Annotated in this window: 11 protein-coding genes and 4 pseudogenes; 14 read left to right on the top strand and 1 reads right to left on the bottom strand. The window is 31.7% G+C overall.

All coding sequences use genetic code 11. The annotated features are described in order from the left end of the window. Nucleotides 1-19: 19 nt before the first annotated feature. Nucleotides 20-409, bottom strand: coding sequence for a YxeA family protein (locus BG05_RS19430; protein ID WP_033733970.1), 390 nt, complete (start codon nt 407-409; stop codon nt 20-22). A 251-nt stretch (nt 410-660) separates the two neighbouring features. Between BG05_RS19430 and BG05_RS19425 the strand changes: the two genes are divergently transcribed. The 14 genes and pseudogenes from BG05_RS19425 (at nt 661) to BG05_RS19360 (ending at nt 17,760) form a co-directional block, all read left to right on the top strand. Then, nucleotides 661-2,130 (top strand): aminoacyl-histidine dipeptidase, encoded by a 1,470-nt coding sequence (locus BG05_RS19425; protein WP_003189257.1) that lies wholly within the window; start codon nt 661-663, stop codon nt 2,128-2,130. 359 nt (nt 2,131-2,489) lie between these two features. Further along, nucleotides 2,490-2,639 carry a hypothetical protein gene (locus tag BG05_RS31135; protein WP_002069316.1) on the top strand — a complete coding sequence of 50 codons (150 nt, stop codon included), beginning with the start codon at nt 2,490-2,492 and terminating at the stop codon, nt 2,637-2,639. Nucleotides 2,640-3,352: 713 nt separating this feature from the next. Further along, a complete protein-coding gene (locus BG05_RS19415) occupies nt 3,353-4,012 on the top strand; it encodes a CatB-related O-acetyltransferase (RefSeq protein ID WP_003189261.1) in 660 nt (219 codons plus the stop codon). Nucleotides 4,013-4,735: 723 nt separating this feature from the next. Next, a pseudogene (locus tag BG05_RS19410) lies at nt 4,736-5,496 on the top strand (ABC transporter ATP-binding protein). A gap of 16 nt (nt 5,497-5,512) precedes the next feature. Then, nucleotides 5,513-7,356, top strand: a pseudogene (locus tag BG05_RS19405) (FtsX-like permease family protein). A gap of 538 nt (nt 7,357-7,894) precedes the next feature. Further along, entirely contained in the window at nt 7,895-9,061 is a 1,167-nt protein-coding gene (locus tag BG05_RS19400; protein ID WP_033731040.1) for a hypothetical protein, read from the top strand. A gap of 343 nt (nt 9,062-9,404) precedes the next feature. After that, nucleotides 9,405-10,091, top strand: coding sequence for a response regulator transcription factor (locus BG05_RS19395; RefSeq protein ID WP_002017038.1), 687 nt, complete (start codon nt 9,405-9,407; stop codon nt 10,089-10,091). After that, nucleotides 10,088-11,175 (top strand): annotated as a pseudogene (locus tag BG05_RS19390) (sensor histidine kinase). The gene BG05_RS19395 and the pseudogene BG05_RS19390 overlap by 4 nt, the downstream one beginning before the upstream one ends. 523 nt (nt 11,176-11,698) lie before the next feature. Further along, a complete protein-coding gene (locus BG05_RS19380; protein WP_002185854.1) occupies nt 11,699-13,012 on the top strand; it encodes a D-alanyl-D-alanine carboxypeptidase family protein in 1,314 nt (437 codons plus the stop codon). A 754-nt stretch (nt 13,013-13,766) separates the two neighbouring features. Then, entirely contained in the window at nt 13,767-14,282 is a 516-nt protein-coding gene (locus BG05_RS19375) for a transglycosylase SLT domain-containing protein (protein ID WP_003189276.1), read from the top strand. Between the two features lie 190 nt (nt 14,283-14,472). Continuing rightward, on the top strand, nt 14,473-15,582 hold the full coding sequence (locus BG05_RS19370) for an acyltransferase family protein (RefSeq protein ID WP_002127447.1): 1,110 nt from the start codon (nt 14,473-14,475) through the stop codon (nt 15,580-15,582). 89 nt (nt 15,583-15,671) lie between these two features. After that, nucleotides 15,672-15,803: pseudogene (locus BG05_RS31650) on the top strand (Fic family protein); the annotation flags it as partial. Between the two features lie 162 nt (nt 15,804-15,965). Next, nucleotides 15,966-16,997 carry a VanZ family protein gene (locus BG05_RS19365; RefSeq protein WP_033733977.1) on the top strand — a complete coding sequence of 344 codons (1,032 nt, stop codon included), beginning with the start codon at nt 15,966-15,968 and terminating at the stop codon, nt 16,995-16,997. A gap of 169 nt (nt 16,998-17,166) precedes the next feature. Then, nucleotides 17,167-17,760, top strand: a complete 594-nt coding sequence (locus tag BG05_RS19360; protein ID WP_033729156.1) for an SGNH/GDSL hydrolase family protein — start codon at nt 17,167-17,169, stop codon at nt 17,758-17,760. Nucleotides 17,761-17,800: the final 40 nt, after the last annotated feature.

The raw sequence follows: 17,800 nt of genomic DNA, 5'->3' as shown, positions 1-17,800 counted from the left end.
AGCATTTTCCTGTATTTTTTTATTTTGCATTAAACTTTTCTTTTACTTTTAAAGGTAAATCCGCTTTTTGAATTTCTTCATAGGATTTTACTTCAATCGATGATATTTCATTTTTATCTTTATTTTCTTGGTCTACATAAATGCACAAAAATGCCTTTTCATTTAATTTTTGATCGTTTGATTGTTTTTTACTTCTAAATGTAATTTGTTTTCTTACTCCATCTTCATCATATGCCGGCAATGTGTAGTTCCGTAAGTTTCTACCTTCTATCTTTTCAATAAACCCTTCACCTTTTATCTGTACGTAATATACATCCTTACCGATTCTATTTAGAGAAGCTCTTTCGCACCCGATAGTTAAGTTGCAAAATAATAAACTTAGTGTAATAACAGATAAAAATTTTTTCATTTTCATTATCTCCTTTAAATTATGTATTTAAAGTATGCGGTTATTTTTTAAATAGAAAAATCGATTTTGATTACAGCACTCTTACAATCTTGTAAGAGTATAGCTTATTTACACTAAATTAAAAAATATGAGGATGGAATGAATAGGTTATAATGAATTTTTGAAATCTTAAAATAAAAGTAAAATAATGAATCATGGTATAATAATAAAGGACGTACATATTATTTTGTCAATTGGAGAGGAGCTTAAAAATGTATTCTACTTTAGAACAATTAACAAAGCACCCTGTATTTTATCATTTTGCAGAAATTTCAAAGATTCCTAGAGGATCAGGTAATGAAAAAGAAATTAGTGATTACTTAGTGAGTTTCGCAAAGGAACGTAATTTAGAAGTTATTCAAGACGAAGCGTTAAATGTCATTATAAAAAAAGAAGCTACTTCTGGTTATGAGAATGTTTCAGCTATTATCATTCAGGGGCACTCTGATATGGTGTGTGAAAAAAACCAAGCGACAGTTCATGATTTTGAGAAAGATCCAATTGAATTAAGAATTATTGGAGATATGTTATATGCAAACGAAACTACTTTAGGTGCTGATAATGGTATTGCCGTTGCATATGCATTAGCATTATTAGATTCAACAGACATCCCGCATCCAGCTTTAGAAGTTGTTATTACAACTGAAGAAGAAACGACAATGGGCGGTGCATTCGCTGTTGATTCAAATCATTTTGATGGAAAAATATTTATTAATATTGATTCTGAAGAAGATCATAAATTACTAGTGAGTAGCGCAGGTGGTGCGAAAGCAGTTGAAACGATTTCAGTGATTTGGGATGAAGCGTCAGTAGATATGGACACATACCGACTATATGTTGGGGGACTTAAAGGTGGACATTCTGGTTTGGAAATTGATAAACAACGCGGTAATGCGAATAAAGTATTAGGACGAGTTTTACGTGATTTATCACTTCACATTCAGTTTAATATGAGTGAAGTTCATGGCGGCTTAAAAACAAATGCAATTCCGCGTGAAAGTGTAGCTACAATTTTATTACGTGCAGAAGATGTACAGCAAGTAGAAGAAAAACTAAAATCATGGACACGTATGTTACAAGAAGAGCTACGTGCTGTTGATCCGGATGTTCATGTTTCACTTACAAAAGTAGAAGAAAAGGCGGGAAAAGTCTTTTCTAAAGAAACACAAAAACAGCTTATTTCTTCATTATTCTTAATTCCAAATGGTATACAAAGTATGAGCATGGATATTAAAGGTCTTGTAGAAAGCTCAACTAATTTAGGAGTTATTCAAACACTGCAAGATGAGATTAAATTACGAAGCGAAGTGAGAAGTTCTGTAAGTAGCTTAAAACAACATATTGTAGAGGAAATTAAGTATATTGCGGAATTAGTAGGGGCAACATTTGAAAAAGAGTCTGAATATCCAGAGTGGCCATATAATCCTAATTCGCCTATCCGTAATTTATTCGAAAAAGTGCACCAAGAAAAATACAGCAAAGATGCTGAAATCTTCGCAGTACATGCAGGAATTGAGTGCAGTGTATTTGTTCAAAAAATGCCTGAGTTAGATGCTATTTCATTCGGTCCAGATATCTTTAATGTTCACACTCCAGATGAACATATTAGTATTTCTTCTGTTGTGAATAACTGGGGATTTTTCGTTGATGTAATGCAGGGAACGAAAGAATTAGCTAAGTAATAAAAGACGGAATAAAAAGCAGCCTAAATTTATAGGTTGCTTTTTTGTATAGAATTTTATGTGAAGCAAAATAATGGCCAAGAAATTTACCTATTGTTGATTTAAAATAAAGTTTGATAAAAAGATCTATTTTGCAGAGTATCTTTTTCTTCAACAATCGGGCCATTTAATTGAATAAGACTACACAAAAAGTCGTTTTCCCTTACCTAAGGAAAGCGACTTTTTAGATTGATTTCCCCCTTGTTATCAAGCTTTTTACTTTAAGTTCCTTTGACTAATAAGGTTTACTTAAGTAAAATAAGGTATATTATATTTGTTGAATAGATTCTCTTTAAAGATAAGAAAAGTAGGTGAACAAAGTGGGGAAATATCAATTGGATTACAAAGGTCAGGCAGCTGTGGCAAAGTTTCATGAAAAACAGACGCCTGCCAAATTTGATAAAAAGCAGCAACTTGAAAAATTGCGTGCGGAGTATTTGAAAAAGAAGCAAAAACAAACAGATAAATAATATGTTAAGTTTTTCTGGATTTTCTGTATATAGTGCAAACTAACACAAGAAAATAGGTAAGTTATTCATCGTTCAAATATATACAGGCTATTTTTTCAAACCTCTTACTTAATGAACTAACGTATGCGTTAGTTCATTAAGAATAACTAAAAAGTCGATTCCTTGAGATGGAAATCGGCTTTTTTAATAAGTGTCATTTCCTTAGCGTTGTAAATCCGCATTTTCCTGACGCTACCCCAAGAAGTAATTGAGGATAATGTATCTACCACAGTCGGGCGCTTTAATTGAGTAAGGTTCACAAAATCATCAAACTTTTTTCTATTCGCTCTTTTATCAAGGTTTATTAAGTTAATTTAATCAAACTTTATTCAAAAGCTACACCTATGTAAAAGTTCTGCTGTAATATTATATCCTCTTGATAAGGAGAAAGTATTACTACACAAGTGTCATGTGAATTTCATGTACCGTAATTTAAATAAAAAAATAAAGAGTTTCAAAAAAAATATAAAATGGTTTTCTTGTCCGCATTCTCGGATTTATTATAACTTGGTTAATTTGACTTGTGTAATTTATTACGTTATGATTTTTCATTATAACTGAAAGGCTTGAAGATAATGATTCGTCGTTTGAAAAAGTTTAAAAATGTCGCTGTCGTATTAAGCTTCTAAGTAAATTGCAAAAATCTACAATACTTAGAAGCGAGGAATATAGTTATGAAGCATCCATTATTTAATCATTGGTCTGAAACAAAGTATTTAAAAGATATAGTAACAAATCCACTCATTGAAGTAGGAGAGTACTCATATTATTCAGGGTATTATGGAAATCAAAATTTTGAAGATGGTTGTGTAAGGTATTTATGGGGCGATGCTAAGTCCCAAGCACTTTTCAATCCAATTGAACAGATGGGTTGGCATCTTGATAAACTTATTATTGGAAATTATGTTTGTATTGCAAGTGGCGTTATCATTTTAATGGGTGGTAATCATAATCATCACTCAGAATGGATTACAGTGTATCCATTCGCTGAGCAAATCGGACAATCTTATGAACCAAAGGGTGATACAGTCATTAAAAGTGATGCCTGGATTGGTATGAATGCTATAATAATGCCTGGCGTTACAATCGGTGAAGGTGCAATTGTTGCGGCAGGATCTGTCGTATGTAAAGATGTTCCGCCATATACAATAGTGGGCGGTAATCCTGCTAAGGAAATAAAAAAACGGTTCACTGATACAGAAATTAATATGCTAATGGAAATGCGTTGGTTTGATTGGGATAGAGAATTGATTAAGAAGGCAATTCCTCTTTTATCTAGTCCAGCCATTGAACCATTATTTGATTTTTATAAAAATGAAGTAAAAAATAAATAAATCAGCTAGAAAAACTACATTCAATATAGGATGTAGTTTTTTTATTATTTGTACTAGAAACAATTATGAAATAATCTCCCCATTATGGTTTAGTTTTTATAAATTATCTTAAGAAAAATTAAGAAATATAACCAGTAGTTCTTAATATGTTTTATTTATAATTCAAATGATTGCACAAAATTGTTTCTTCATTTTCCCTTCAAGGTGTTCCATCGCGAATTACTCGCCCGGAGGTAGAAAAGGTAGTTTATATGTTAGAAGTTTCAGCGATACTCTAAAAGCATCCACCTGAAGTATCTAGTGGGCAGCAACATGTGTACTTGTGCATGAGCCGGCCATTATACAGTTTATAAAATCTGCAGCAATGATTCTTTTTTTGAGATAGCGAAAATGGATTTTTTTATGCAATTCATTTTGTTTTCTTAACAAAATACCTAGTGCTTTCTTATCTTAACGGGGAACAAATTTATTACTTAGATGGTCTATTACGTGTATTCCTAAAAATGGATGTCCAAATTGAATACAATATATCCCGTTTGATATCTATTTTTATGTATTGCAAAAATATGAAAGGACTTATTATTTTGAAAAATAAAAGGATATATATTGGTGGGGTACAAGTTTAATACTTTTACAGATGAGGCATTGCAAGTGGAAACGAAAAAGAAAAAGAAACAACCCAAACGGTAGCTTATCAATCATAGAGACGTAGGAGGATATTATATGATAAAACAAGTCGTAGACGTAAAAACATTCAAAAAGTGTACGGTAAAAAAGGTGAGAATCAATCACACGCATTAAAAGGTGTTTCATTCTCGATTCAAGAGGGGGAGTTTGTTGGGATTATGGGGCCATCTGGTTCTGGCAAAACGACATTATTAAATGTAATTTCAACTCTTGATAAAGCGACAGGTGACGTTATTGAAATTGCAGGAACGGATATTACGAAAATGAAGCAAGGTGAGCTTTCTGATTTCCGTTCGCAAAAGTTAGGATTCATTTTCCAAGACTTTAATTTATTAGAGAATTTATCTATTTACGAAAACATTGCACTTCCATTATCCCTTCAAGGTGTCCCATCACGAAAAATTGGGCCGAAAGTAGAAAAGGTAGCTGATATGTTAGGGATTGTAACAATACTTCAAAAGTACCCATCTGAAGTATCTGGTGGACAGAAACAGCGTTCAGCAGCAGCACGTGCGTTAGTGCATGAGCCTGCAATTATTTTAGGGGACGAGCCAACAGGAGCTCTTGATTCTAAAAATGCAACTAGTTTACTTAATGCGATGACAAATTTAAATAAAGAACAAGGCGTATCGATTATGATGGTTACGCATGATCCATACAGTGCAAGTTACTGTCAGCGTATTTTATTCATTCAAGATGGTGAGTTATATAAAGAAATTTACCGTGGTGGTAAACGTGAAGAGTTTTATAAAGAAATTTTAGAGGTGCTTGCAGATTTAGGCACACAAAAAGCGTAAGAAAGGAGGTTTGGGCATGTTATTTAAACTTTCCATGTCAGGGTTGAAAAGTAAATTGCAAGATTATATTGTATTACTTATTGGTCTTATTGTATCTATTTCTACTTTCTATATGTTTCAAACGCTATCACTAAATAAAGTGTTCCTTGAATCTAATGCAAACATTGGTCCTATTGTATTAATATTCCAAATAGGTTCCTCTTTATTAGCGATTGTAACATTTTTTTACATTATGTATGCAAACTCTTTCTTATTATCTCTTCGCCAAAAAGAGTTTGGTATGTATATGATGTTAGGAGCAAAAAAGTATAAAGTTACATTACTGATGTTCCTTGAAACAATTATATTAGGTGCGGCGTCACTTGTGATTGGGATTACAAGTGGTGTAGGACTAGAAGGTATCGGACAGTTATTAATGAAACAATTGGAGTTGACTGGAGAAGGTTACCAAGCTTTGTACATTCCATCAATGGTCGTTACTTGCATCTTCTTCTTTGCATTATTTGTACTATCAGCAAGTATGAATAGTATTAAATTGTCACGTATTTCTATATTACGACTTGTACATGCAGGTGCACAAACAGAGCGTGGCGCGGTAAAAGGAAAAATGACAGTTGTAGTTGCATTACTTGGTCTGATTTTGTTAGGTATTGGTTATGCATCATTGCTCTATATACCACAGGCAAAAAATCTAGGAACCGTTCCTACATTAATGGCTCTTGGATTAATCGCAGCAACTGTTAGTACTTACATGTTGTTTGGATCACTTCTCCCAGTTATGATAAAAAAATAAAAAGTAATAAAAAGCGTAGTGAAAAAGGGCTTAATGCTTTTACCTTTGCTCAATTAAACTTCCGCATTAATGGCTTAACAAATGTGCTTGCGACGGTAGCAATCTTAGTAGCCCTTGGAGCAGGTGGAATTGCGTGTGGTATGGCATTTAAAAATGACGTTTTAAAGCAGACTGATAAAGGAACAATTTACGATTCGGTAGTTCATAATCCAACAGCAGAAGAAAAGAACATTTTGAGTAGTATTTTATTTCAGGAGAAACTTGAATATCGTTACAAAGTAGATGATAAGTATGTTTATTATATAAAAGAAGAGCTAGAGAACAATCATCCTTTAGTAAAAGATAGAAAAAATGAGAAGATAATGAAAGTTTCAGAAGAGATTCCCATGGATGCATTTGCATTGTCAAGACAATGGGGTAAAGAGGATGCAAAATCAAAACAATGGAGCGACGCTTTCGAAACAATTCAGCCAAATTATATATATCCTAATCATAAAATAAAAATTGTAGATCAAAACATATACGATAGTATGAAAGGTAAAGAAAGTACTGTGTTTATTGGGAAAACAGATGATTTTGAAGCATATTTAAAAGAATGGAAAAAACTTGATGAATTACAGGTAGTTAAGTATAAAAATGTGAAATCTGAAGAGCTGTATAGTAAGTATCAACAATATATTGCAAATCAAGGTTTTTCCAGCGGACTAATGTTTATGGGGTTCTTCGTTGGAATTGCGTTTTTAGCAATGATGGCAAGTTGCTTAATGTTTAAAATTCTATCTGGTGCATCTAAAGATAGTATACGTTACCAAATGCTTCGTAAAATTGGTGTTCGCCAGGAATTATTAACACAATCGATTTATAAGGAGTTATCCTTCGTATTCTTAGTCCCAGCAATTATCGGGATTGTTCACATATTAGTTGGTATGAATATGTTTGGCCCTCTTTTAATCGATCCGTATTTTCGTATTTGGTTACCAATTGTTATTTTCATAGTGATTTACTCGATTTACTACTGGATTACAGTTCAATTGTATAAAAGAATTGTACTTCCGAAAGAAGGTTAATGTAATAATGTTATGTATACTAAGTATCATCATAATTGGCCCCCGTTATGATGAAGTGAAAAAATATCATGTAAGCAAAATAGAAAGTGGATTTGAGATACAAATATGCAGCAATGAGCGGCAGAAAGTGTTAGAAAAAAAGTAAATACAAGTAGGGGGCGCATTTCATGTATAACTTACAAGAAGATATGTATGAGCAATTAAAAGAGAAAAATACTATTCTTTCTATATCTTAATAATGAAGGGAAAAGAAGAGGGAAAATAGCATCGTTCCTACATTGAGTACTACTTTAACCTTATTTGTAGGAACTCTTGCACTATCCCCTTACAATAAAATTGAATAATCATCCAATATTAATTGTTAACTATTATCGGAATTTTGACAGGATAGAACAATTTTCAAAAAAATATCTTGTATTCATTGTATCTATTATAGCTATTATTTAAAATTGGGTTTGCACCAAAAGAGTGTAAATAAACATAAAACTTGTAAACTTTATTCATCATAAGGATTATCGTTTTAGAAAAGGAGTGTGTGTTGAAAAAATTTTTAAAGGTAATTTTAATCTTATTAGTAATATTTATAGGAATTATGTTGGGAAGCATAATTTTAAATAAAACATATCATACAGAGTTTAAGTCTTTAGATAACACGGATCAAAACATGTTAAAAGAATTATCTACTATTTATAAGAGCTTCGAAGAATCGAGTGATAAACTTTGGAATGAAGATTATCGCTTCGAAAAAATGCCATTGGTTCTGATACGTAGTAATAAAGACGGGGGATTCTTTAGACAAGAAGCTTATGCAGTTAATGTAACGGGATTAGAAAATAGTATTTTTGCAAAGGAAATAAAAGTCTCAAATTCTCTGCATCTATCTAAAGTCTATCGCTTAACTCGTTTTGATTTTAGAACTATTTCTACCTGGATTCCTTGGAACTTTGGGACAATAAATATTAACGATATGGATGTATTTTATTTAAAATATCATCCTAAAATGTTTAGTAATCCAGATTTATATTTTGATTTTTCATCTTTCTTATTACATGAAGGTTTTCATGCTTATAAACAAAAAGATTGGACATATGATGCAAATGGTGGAGAGTCTATTCACGAATATCCGATTAATAAAGAAAATTACGCGCTAATGGGATTAGAATTTAAGCTATTAGATAAAGCAATGATTGATACGAACCCAGAAAGTATTAATCAGGCATTATATGATTGGACAATTGTACGTAACTATCGCTATAAAAAATGGCCTCAATTAATTGGAGAAACAAAAACTGAAGCAATAGAAGGTTCAGCACGATACTTAGAGTATCGTTATAGTAAATTAACTGGTGGAAATCTTATGGTACTTGCAAAGAAACAGAAGCCATATCATGTTACTTTTATGGAGGCGTTCAACTTCATTGCTAATGGACAGGCAGAATCTCCAAGGTTTTTAGAGCGGAATATGAGATATGAGACTGGTTCAGCCCTTGAATTAAGCATGGACAAAGTAAATATTCCATGGAAAGAAGCTATTGAAGATAGTGCAATCAAACAAGGAAAGACACCATATGAAGTATTAAATACGTACTTTAATATAAATAATACGCCCACAATTGAAAATAAAATCAAAGAAATTAAAGAGAACAATGACTATGAAACACTTTTAGAACAAGGAGAAAAACTGGTGAAAATAAGTAACGAGTAAAGAAAATACGATTTGAAAAAGAATTTTCTTTAAAGAGCGTATTGAAGAGGATTCTTTTTTCATTTTATAAGTTATATACACTACCGGTGTAATCAAAAAAATTAATTAAAAGAAGGAATCTCAAAATAATTTTTTTTATTAAAAGCTAAATTTAATGAAGAAGAAAAATTATTAATTGTAAATGGATCTAAAGAAAATTTTGAACAATATTTAAGACGTTATCTTTTATATCGATTATGTTACTTTTGGTCATTCAATTGCAGGTTCACAAAAAAGAGGATAGAAATGTACCGTCTGCTTATGCTTTTAGTTGTTCAATATGAGAAAAATGTGGAGGAATCATATGGAGTCAAAAATTCTTATTGTTGATGATGATAAAGAGATTAGAAATCTTATCTCTGTATATTTGGAAAATGAAGGTCTGAAAACTCAAAAGGCAGAAGATGCTATTGAAGCGTTAGAACTGTTAGAAGAAAAGCGATTCGATCTTATTATTTTGGATGTTATGATGCCTAATATGGATGGCATTGAAGCGTGTATGAAGATTAGGGAAGAACGAAATATGCCTATTATCATGCTTTCTGCAAAATCAGAGGATATAGACAAAATTCAGGGTTTAGCCTCTGGTGCCGATGATTATTTATCAAAACCGTTTAATCCGTTGGAGTTAATCGCTAGAGTAAAATCCCAATTAAGAAGGTTTAAAAAATATAATACAAATACAGATAATGATAAAAGTGTCCTAGAAATTGGTGATTTGACCGTAAATACAGATACACGTCAAGTATGGATAAGAGGCACGGAAGTAAGGCTAACTCCAAAAGAGTTTGATATACTCGAACTACTTGCTCGTAACAAAGGGATTGTTCTGAGTGTTGCAAAAATATATGAAGCAGTTTGGAAAGATGCTTTTTATAAATCGGATAATACCGTCATGGTGCATATTACAAAAATAAGAGACAAAATTGAAGAGGATTCTAAACATCCAATTTATATTAAAACTGTTTGGGGAATTGGGTACAAAATATGAAGAAGGTTAGTTTTAGAAATAAGATAATAATAAAACTTCTTGGTGCTGTTGCAGTTAGTTTTTTTGTTTCGTTTGGTTTGGTTTAACAATCCTCACTTTTATATATATTATAATACCATTAAATCTAAATCACTATCTTGATGATCTTAGTACATTTGAAAATAATATACTTACATTTCTTATATTTGCGTTAGCGATCTTTACTTTTATTATCATTTTTTTAATATTGGTTCGAAAGAAAATAGTATATTTGAAGCTCATTTCTGATAATGTGAATGATATTGCCAATGGAAAACTGGGTTTGACAATTGGGATTGAGGGAAAGGATGAATTGACTCATCTTGCTCAAAATATTAATTATATGTCCAAGGAATTGGAGAATACATTTGAACAGGAAAGACAATTGGAACGTACAAAAAATGAACTCATAACCAACGTATCTCATGACTTACGCACACCGTTGACATCTATTATCGGCTATGTAGATTTATTAAAAAGAGGGCAATACGACAGTAAAGCACAATTACAGGAGTATCTCGAAACCACTTATTTAAAATCACAGAGATTGAAATATCTAATTGATGAACTATTTGAGTACACCCGTTTATCAGACATCGATGCTAAGTTAAACATTAACGAAGTTGATTTATCAGGCTTGTTGGAGCAAATAGTTGGAGAATACATACCTATATTTGAAAAGGAAGGTTTAATCGTTCAAAAATCAATAACGGAAGAAACAATACCTATTTTCATGGATGTAGAAAAAATGGTACGTGTTTATGAAAATCTGTTTATGAATGCGATAAAGTACAGCATGAAACCATCCGAATTATCAATATGTCTTGAACTAATAGGTAACAAAGCAATTTTGAAAGTATCAAATAAAGTCGAGAAGCCGCCTGTTAGCGATCCTAATAAATTATTTGAAAGGTTTTTCAGGGGTGATAAGGCAAGAAAAGATGATCAAGGAAATGGGCTGGGACTCGCTATCTCAAAAAGAATTGTTGAACTTCATAATGGTAATATACATGCAGAATATAAAGTAGGCTGGATGTCCTTTATTGTTGAACATCCAATTAAATAGAATGGCTTATGGAATGAAAGGTTCCATAAGCTTTTTTTTAAACTTAAGAAACTTCTTAAGTTAATAATTCAAGTAGGCCATTCATAGTAGACATGATACTGATAAGTTAATTTGATTTATTATTATAAAGTGATTAATCGAATAAAGGGGAAGTTCATTGATATGAATAATGTAAGAGACGATAGTAAATTTAGCAACCAGTGTGTTTTGGTATTCAACCGGGGCACACTGGTTTTATTTTTTTATAAATGTGGAACAAATGTATTACTTAGATTGTCTATTAAGTGTAATCCTAAAAGATATGAAAGTACAGATCATTTCGAAAAATACAAAGGTATTAAAAAGAGGGATATGTGTGGGAACACTAAGTGTCAGTGTGCCTAAAAGGGTGGGATGGGATGGTCTATATGAAAGTGGTTCTAATGTCTTATATGTATATAGAATTTGATAACGCTGTCTATTTTTTGGAGGATTATGTTAAAATAACGTTTTTTTGAGTACAAAGATATTGGAGGTAACAGAAGTGAAAAGTATGTTTTGCAAGAGATTTATTACAATAGTAACAGTGCTTACACTATTTTGTAGCATGGCCGTTACATTTGGAAGAGCATCAGCGGAAACAGTTCCTGCTATAGACGTAGAAGCAGGATCAGCAATTTTAGTAGAAGCAAATTCCGGGAAAATTTTATATCAAAAAAATGCAGATGAATCATTAGCAATTGCTAGTATGACAAAAATGATGAGTGAATACTTAGTTCATGAAGCGGTGGATAAAGGAAAACTTAAATGGGATCAAAAAGTTAAAATTTCTGAATATGCATATAAGATTTCGCAAGATCGCTCATTATCAAACGTTCCATTAGAAAATGGTGGCTCTTATACGGTCAAAGAGTTATATGAGGCAATGGTAATCTACTCTGCAAACGGTGCAACAATTGCTTTAGCTGAAGAGATTGCTGGAAAAGAAGTCAATTTCGTGAAAATGATGAACGATAAATCAAAAGAGTTTGGAATGAAAAATTATAAATTTGTAAACTCTACAGGTTTAACAAACCATGATTTAAAAGGACATCACCCAGAAGGGACAACTCCAGACGAGAAAAATAAAATGTCCGCAAGAGATTGTGCGATTTTAGCACAACGTCTTATTCAAGATTTCCCGAAAATATTAGATACAGCAAAAATCCCTAAAAAAACATTCCAAAAGGGTGGCAAGTATCCGATTGATATGACGAACTTTAACTGGATGTTAAAAGGCTTAATTAAGCAATACGAAGGTGTAGATGGGTTAAAAACAGGAACTACTCCAGAAGCCGGAGATTGTTTTACTGGTACAGTAGAAAAAAACGGTATGCGTCTAATCTCTGTAGTTATAAAAGCAAACTCTCATACAGCACGTTTTGATGAAACAAAGAAATTATATGATTATGGATTTGCGAATTTTGAAGTGAAGAAGGTCTATGGAAAAGATTCAGTAGTAAAAGGTCATGAAACAGTGCGAGTAGCAAATGCAAAGGACAAAGATATAGTTGTTCAAACGAAGCAAGCTGTTTCACTTCCAATGCCAAAGGGCAACAAAGACGTTTATAAAAAAGAATTTAAAGTATCGAATAAAGAACAAGAAGCGCCTATTAAAAAAGGTGTAACAATTAGTCAAATGATTATATCGCCTAAAGATATTACAGATCCTGGGTTCTTATCAGGTAAATCATTACAAGTAGACCTTGTAACAAAATCTGAAGTAGAACAAGCAAATTGGTTTACACGTTTTATGCGCGAAATAGGATCTTTCTTTAGCGGTATGTGGAATAGTGCGGTTGATATAGTAAAAGGCTAACTTTGTAGGATAAAACTAAATATTAGCCTGAAATAAAAGGTTTCAAAGTATTATAGATTCTTATGTGGATGGCTTGGAATGGAAGATTGCATTAATTCTCAAATCTGGTTCTTCGGAACTTTCGGTATTGCAATCAAGCTAAGATAAATTTGTATCCATATAATCAAAAAACGCTATTCTTTTTGTAGAAATATACAGAAAGGATGGCGTTTATTATGAATTATTCGATTCAAAGGGTTCTGGTGCAAGGCTAGTTTAATAAAGTTACTTGATGAAAACACATTCATTATTCCATCAAGTGACAATAAAAATAAATATCTGGTACTTATTCCTGTTATTAAATTTTATAAAAATTTAATAAAATCTTTTCTTCTTATTAAATATTTTGTTTTAAATTAATTATATAAAGAAATGGAGGCCGAAAAATGAATTTTTTAAAGAAATTTAAGTATCTTTTTATAGTGTTTATCCCTATGTATATAGTTATTCTTTAATTTCAATCGAATAAAAAAGCAAGGTATTCGAGAAAAAAGTACGGTACCATACAGAGAAAACGCTCTCCCATACAAAAGTAAATTGTACCGAAAGTGATAAAAGCGAATGTTATATGGAGGGAACCCCCTAATAATTTCACCTGAAAATCGGTAATTAATGAAACAAACAATAACAAGATGATACATGATTACGAGTTAATATCCCCAAAAGATAGGATTACTAGTGACAATCTTTGATACTGACAATTGAGGTGACGTCGATGAGAGGGACATTAATAAAAAGTGGAGTATTTATTTTAGTTTTAACAGGAGGGCTATATCTTACAAAATACGCATATGACCATCATACTAACCGAGTTAAAGTAAGAGACACGATTCAACAAATATCAATAGAGCATGGTATACCGCCATGGATTCCTTTATCTATTGCATTCCATGAAAGTAAGTTTGATCGAAACGCAATTGGAGATCAGGGCACATCATTTGGACTGTTTCAGCTTCATCGAGGTGGACTAGCACCTAAAGATTTAACGAACGAAGATTTGAAAAATGCAGAAACCAATACTCGAATTGCAATATCTAATATGAAAAATGCATATAACCGTGGTTTACAGCAAAATTTAAAAGGACCAGAGCTATTAAAACATGTTGCTAATACCTCAGGGTGGCCTGGGAATAAGGGTGTTCAATGGACAAATAAGCAGACAGACTATAACGAGGGGTTAGAAAACAGTTTTAAAATGTTTTCTAAACGACAATACGATTTTATAGAATGAAATTTCTTTTTTCTTTCTATTATTATATAACTTACGCCTAAATACGAAAGTTTCCTAAAACAGATACATAGATTGACTTTGTACTGCTTATATTAGGAATTTAAAGAAACAATATGTATAATTCTCCCACTACAATAGTATAGTGGCCTTTATTAACAGCAAAATCTACAATTTATAAGGAGAACATTTTATGAGTAAGAGAATAAAAGAATTAGATTCCATACGAGGGTTAGCGGCACTGACAGTGGTATTTGGACATTTTTGTTTAATGCTACCATCGTTGCCTAATTCTATTAAATTTTCTCCGCTTAGGTTTTTATGGGCTGGCGGGGAAGCTGTAATCGTTTTTTATGTACTCAGTGGTTTTGTGTTATCTATGGCACTTTATCATTCAAAAACAAATTATTGGGGATATTTAATTAAGCGATTTGTACGAATCTATATTCCTTATTATTTTTGGATAATCATTACCTTTGCTTTATTTATTTTGTTCTCGCCGTATGAAGTGGCTGGACTACGGGATTGGTTCTATGATAGGTGGCAAGGGTCTATAACAAAAATAGATATTATAAACCATTTTGTGCTTCTTAATAACTTTTTTACGGAAAATTATAATCCAGTTATCTGGTCATTGGCTCAAGAAATGCGTATATCTATTGTGTTTCCGTTGTTATTCCTTCTTTTTTATAAACTGAGTTGGAAGAAAACGATACTATTTGCTTTGAGCTTTTCTTTAATTAGTGTTTTCCTTAATATGTTGCATATAGGGAAAGCAGAGGGATTTTATAATGGTTATGCCGATACACTGCATTTCACATCGATGTTTATGGTTGGAATGTTACTTTTTAAGCATCAGGAAAAGCTTATCTACTTATATAGGAATATGAAAAAATTTAATAAAGGATTTCTTATTGCATTAGGGATTATTCTATATTTATATTCCATTTTAATTTATGGTTTTTCCCGTAATGATACTACTTTCTTATTAAAAGATTGGGGTGTCGTAATCGGTGTTAGTATATTTATAATAATGGCCATGAGTAACCTAAAAGTGAAAGCATTTTTAAATAAGAGTGTATTTGTATACTTAGGAGAAATTTCATACAGTATCTATTTGTGTCATTTTCCAATCATGATGGTACTATTTAAACTTTTGTATACAAAGATACCTATCTTTTTCCTTCTTGCTTTGTGTATTTCAATGACAATACTTTTTTCTATAGTTTCGTATCATTTAATTGAAAAGAAATGTATCAACTGGGCAAAACAAAGAACAACAAATTTTCGAAAAAAAGTGTAATGCTTGAAGGAATTTTATTTCTTTAGTAAATATACGAATATGACCGATTCCTAAGTATATTAGGAATCGGTCAATTACGGATTCTATATAAATATACTAAAATTGAACAAATTTTTAATTTTATACTTAACTCCAAAAATCCTCTTACTAAAGAGAATCTTCGTAACGTTTTTCCAGACATAGCCGAAAGTACAATTAGTAAAAAGCTAGTTTCCTTGTAGCTGCTTGGTCAAATAAAGCTAGTTTCAAGAGGAAGAAATGCTCAATGTATACAGGTTTAATTCTGTATTAATAATTATTAGGGGTAACAACACATCGCTATCTATATCTAAAATGTTATATAAAACTATTGAATATTTTATTCGTAAAAACAGAGGTGTAAAATGAATTTTATTTCCGAACTACTTGTTACCTTTGCAATTCCTACAATACAACTCACATTCTTGTTACTACTCATTTTTGTTTTTAGCTACTTTGTAGTATACAAAAAGGTATGTAAAGGAGGGGGGGAATTTACCGTACAACAAGTTATATTGTTTATATTGATAATAGGATATTATTCCCTTGTATTATCAGCTACTTCATTTGGTCGTCCAGATGATATAACTTTTGCAAGAACAATTGACTTTGATGTACTTAGTGTTTATAGAAAAGCATGGAATACCTTTTCATTTTCTTCTTTTTTCCATATCATTGTGAATATAGGTATGCTTTTTCCGTTAGGAATTTTATTACCTTTATTTAGTAATGTTTTTCAAAAAACAAAATGGATGTTAATCAGCTCAATTATAGCAAGTTTATTGCTTGAAATCCTTGAATTTATAATGCAACGTGGAAGTATGGAACTAGCCGATTTACTTCATAATACTTTAGGAATGATGCTAGGATATTCTATGTTAAATATAGTTCTTATATTGTTGAAGAAAAAAGAAACAGATACACAAATGACCAAATATTTATTTCTTCCGATTACAGTAAGTTTTGTTGCACTTGGAATAATGATTTCGTATCAAATGAAGGAATTTGGGAATATGCCTTTAGATCCCATTACAAAAACAGACATGACTGATGTCACTATAAAAACATCAATAGAGTTAAAAGACGAAGGTAATAAAATGCCTGTTTACAAAGAGGAAATTACAAAAATGCCTAATGACAATGAGCCAGTTACAAAAAAATCACATATTCGAGATGTCGAAATTCTGTCTCCCAAAGAAGTATTTCAAAAACTAAAACAAGGAGACTTTGATCCTATAATATCTTTCAAAGCAGGTGATACATTAGTCATTACAGATTATAATATAGATTACTACGCTGATACAAAAGGCTTTTCTCAACCTATATATGTTTTTCAAGTACACTTAAATGATAATGGGAAAGATAGTTGGTCTCAACCTATTTCTGCGAGAAGATAACGTAGATTTTCATGTTTTTGTTCATGTGAAATAGTTTAATCGAGTTGTCTTGCTCATTTGAAAAATCTCCTATGGAATTTAATTGAAATTGAAAAACATTTAAGAAGAACAATTACGCTGTGGGCTATTGTATAGTGTAGATATGAATAACAAAAAAGGGGGACTATATATGTGGAAGCGATTTGTAGCGATTGGTGATAGTTTTACAGAGGGGATAGGGGATGAAGTTGAGGGAATAGCATTAAAAAGCTGGGTAGATCATTTTGTTCAACTGTGTGTAGATGATTTAAAATATGCTAATTTTGCAAAACGTGGGTTAGTAACTAAAGAAATTCGCTCACAGCAATTGGAACAGGCATTAACTTTTAATCCAGATTTGGTTAGTCTAATTGCAGGTGCAAACGATGTTTTAAAAGGACGTTGGAATCATCAAGCATATAAGAACGATATGGAATTTATGATAGATACATTAAGTAAAGCAGGTGCTGATATTATTATAGCAAACCTTCCAGATTTTACAGTTCGGCTTCCATTTCCTTCTGAAAAAAAACAAGTATTAAAAGAACAATTATTAGAGGCAAATGAAGTTATACTTTCACTGAGTAGAGAGTATAAGCTTCATCATGTTGACTTTTGGAATCATCATTTAGTTAATGACAATACGCTTTGGTCTACGGATTTAATTCATCCAAACTCAAAAGGATATGTAAAAGTTGCTGAATTGATTTTTAGTAGTTTGCCTGTACATGACTCTTTTAAATAAGCTGTAGAATGACCTAAACTCCTGTCGCGTGCTGTACAGG

This window comes from Bacillus mycoides (assembly GCF_000832605.1).
Lineage (GTDB): Bacteria > Bacillota > Bacilli > Bacillales > Bacillaceae_G > Bacillus_A > Bacillus_A mycoides.
Note: the sequence above shows the minus strand (reverse complement) of the source record. Positions and strands in the feature narration are given on the sequence as shown.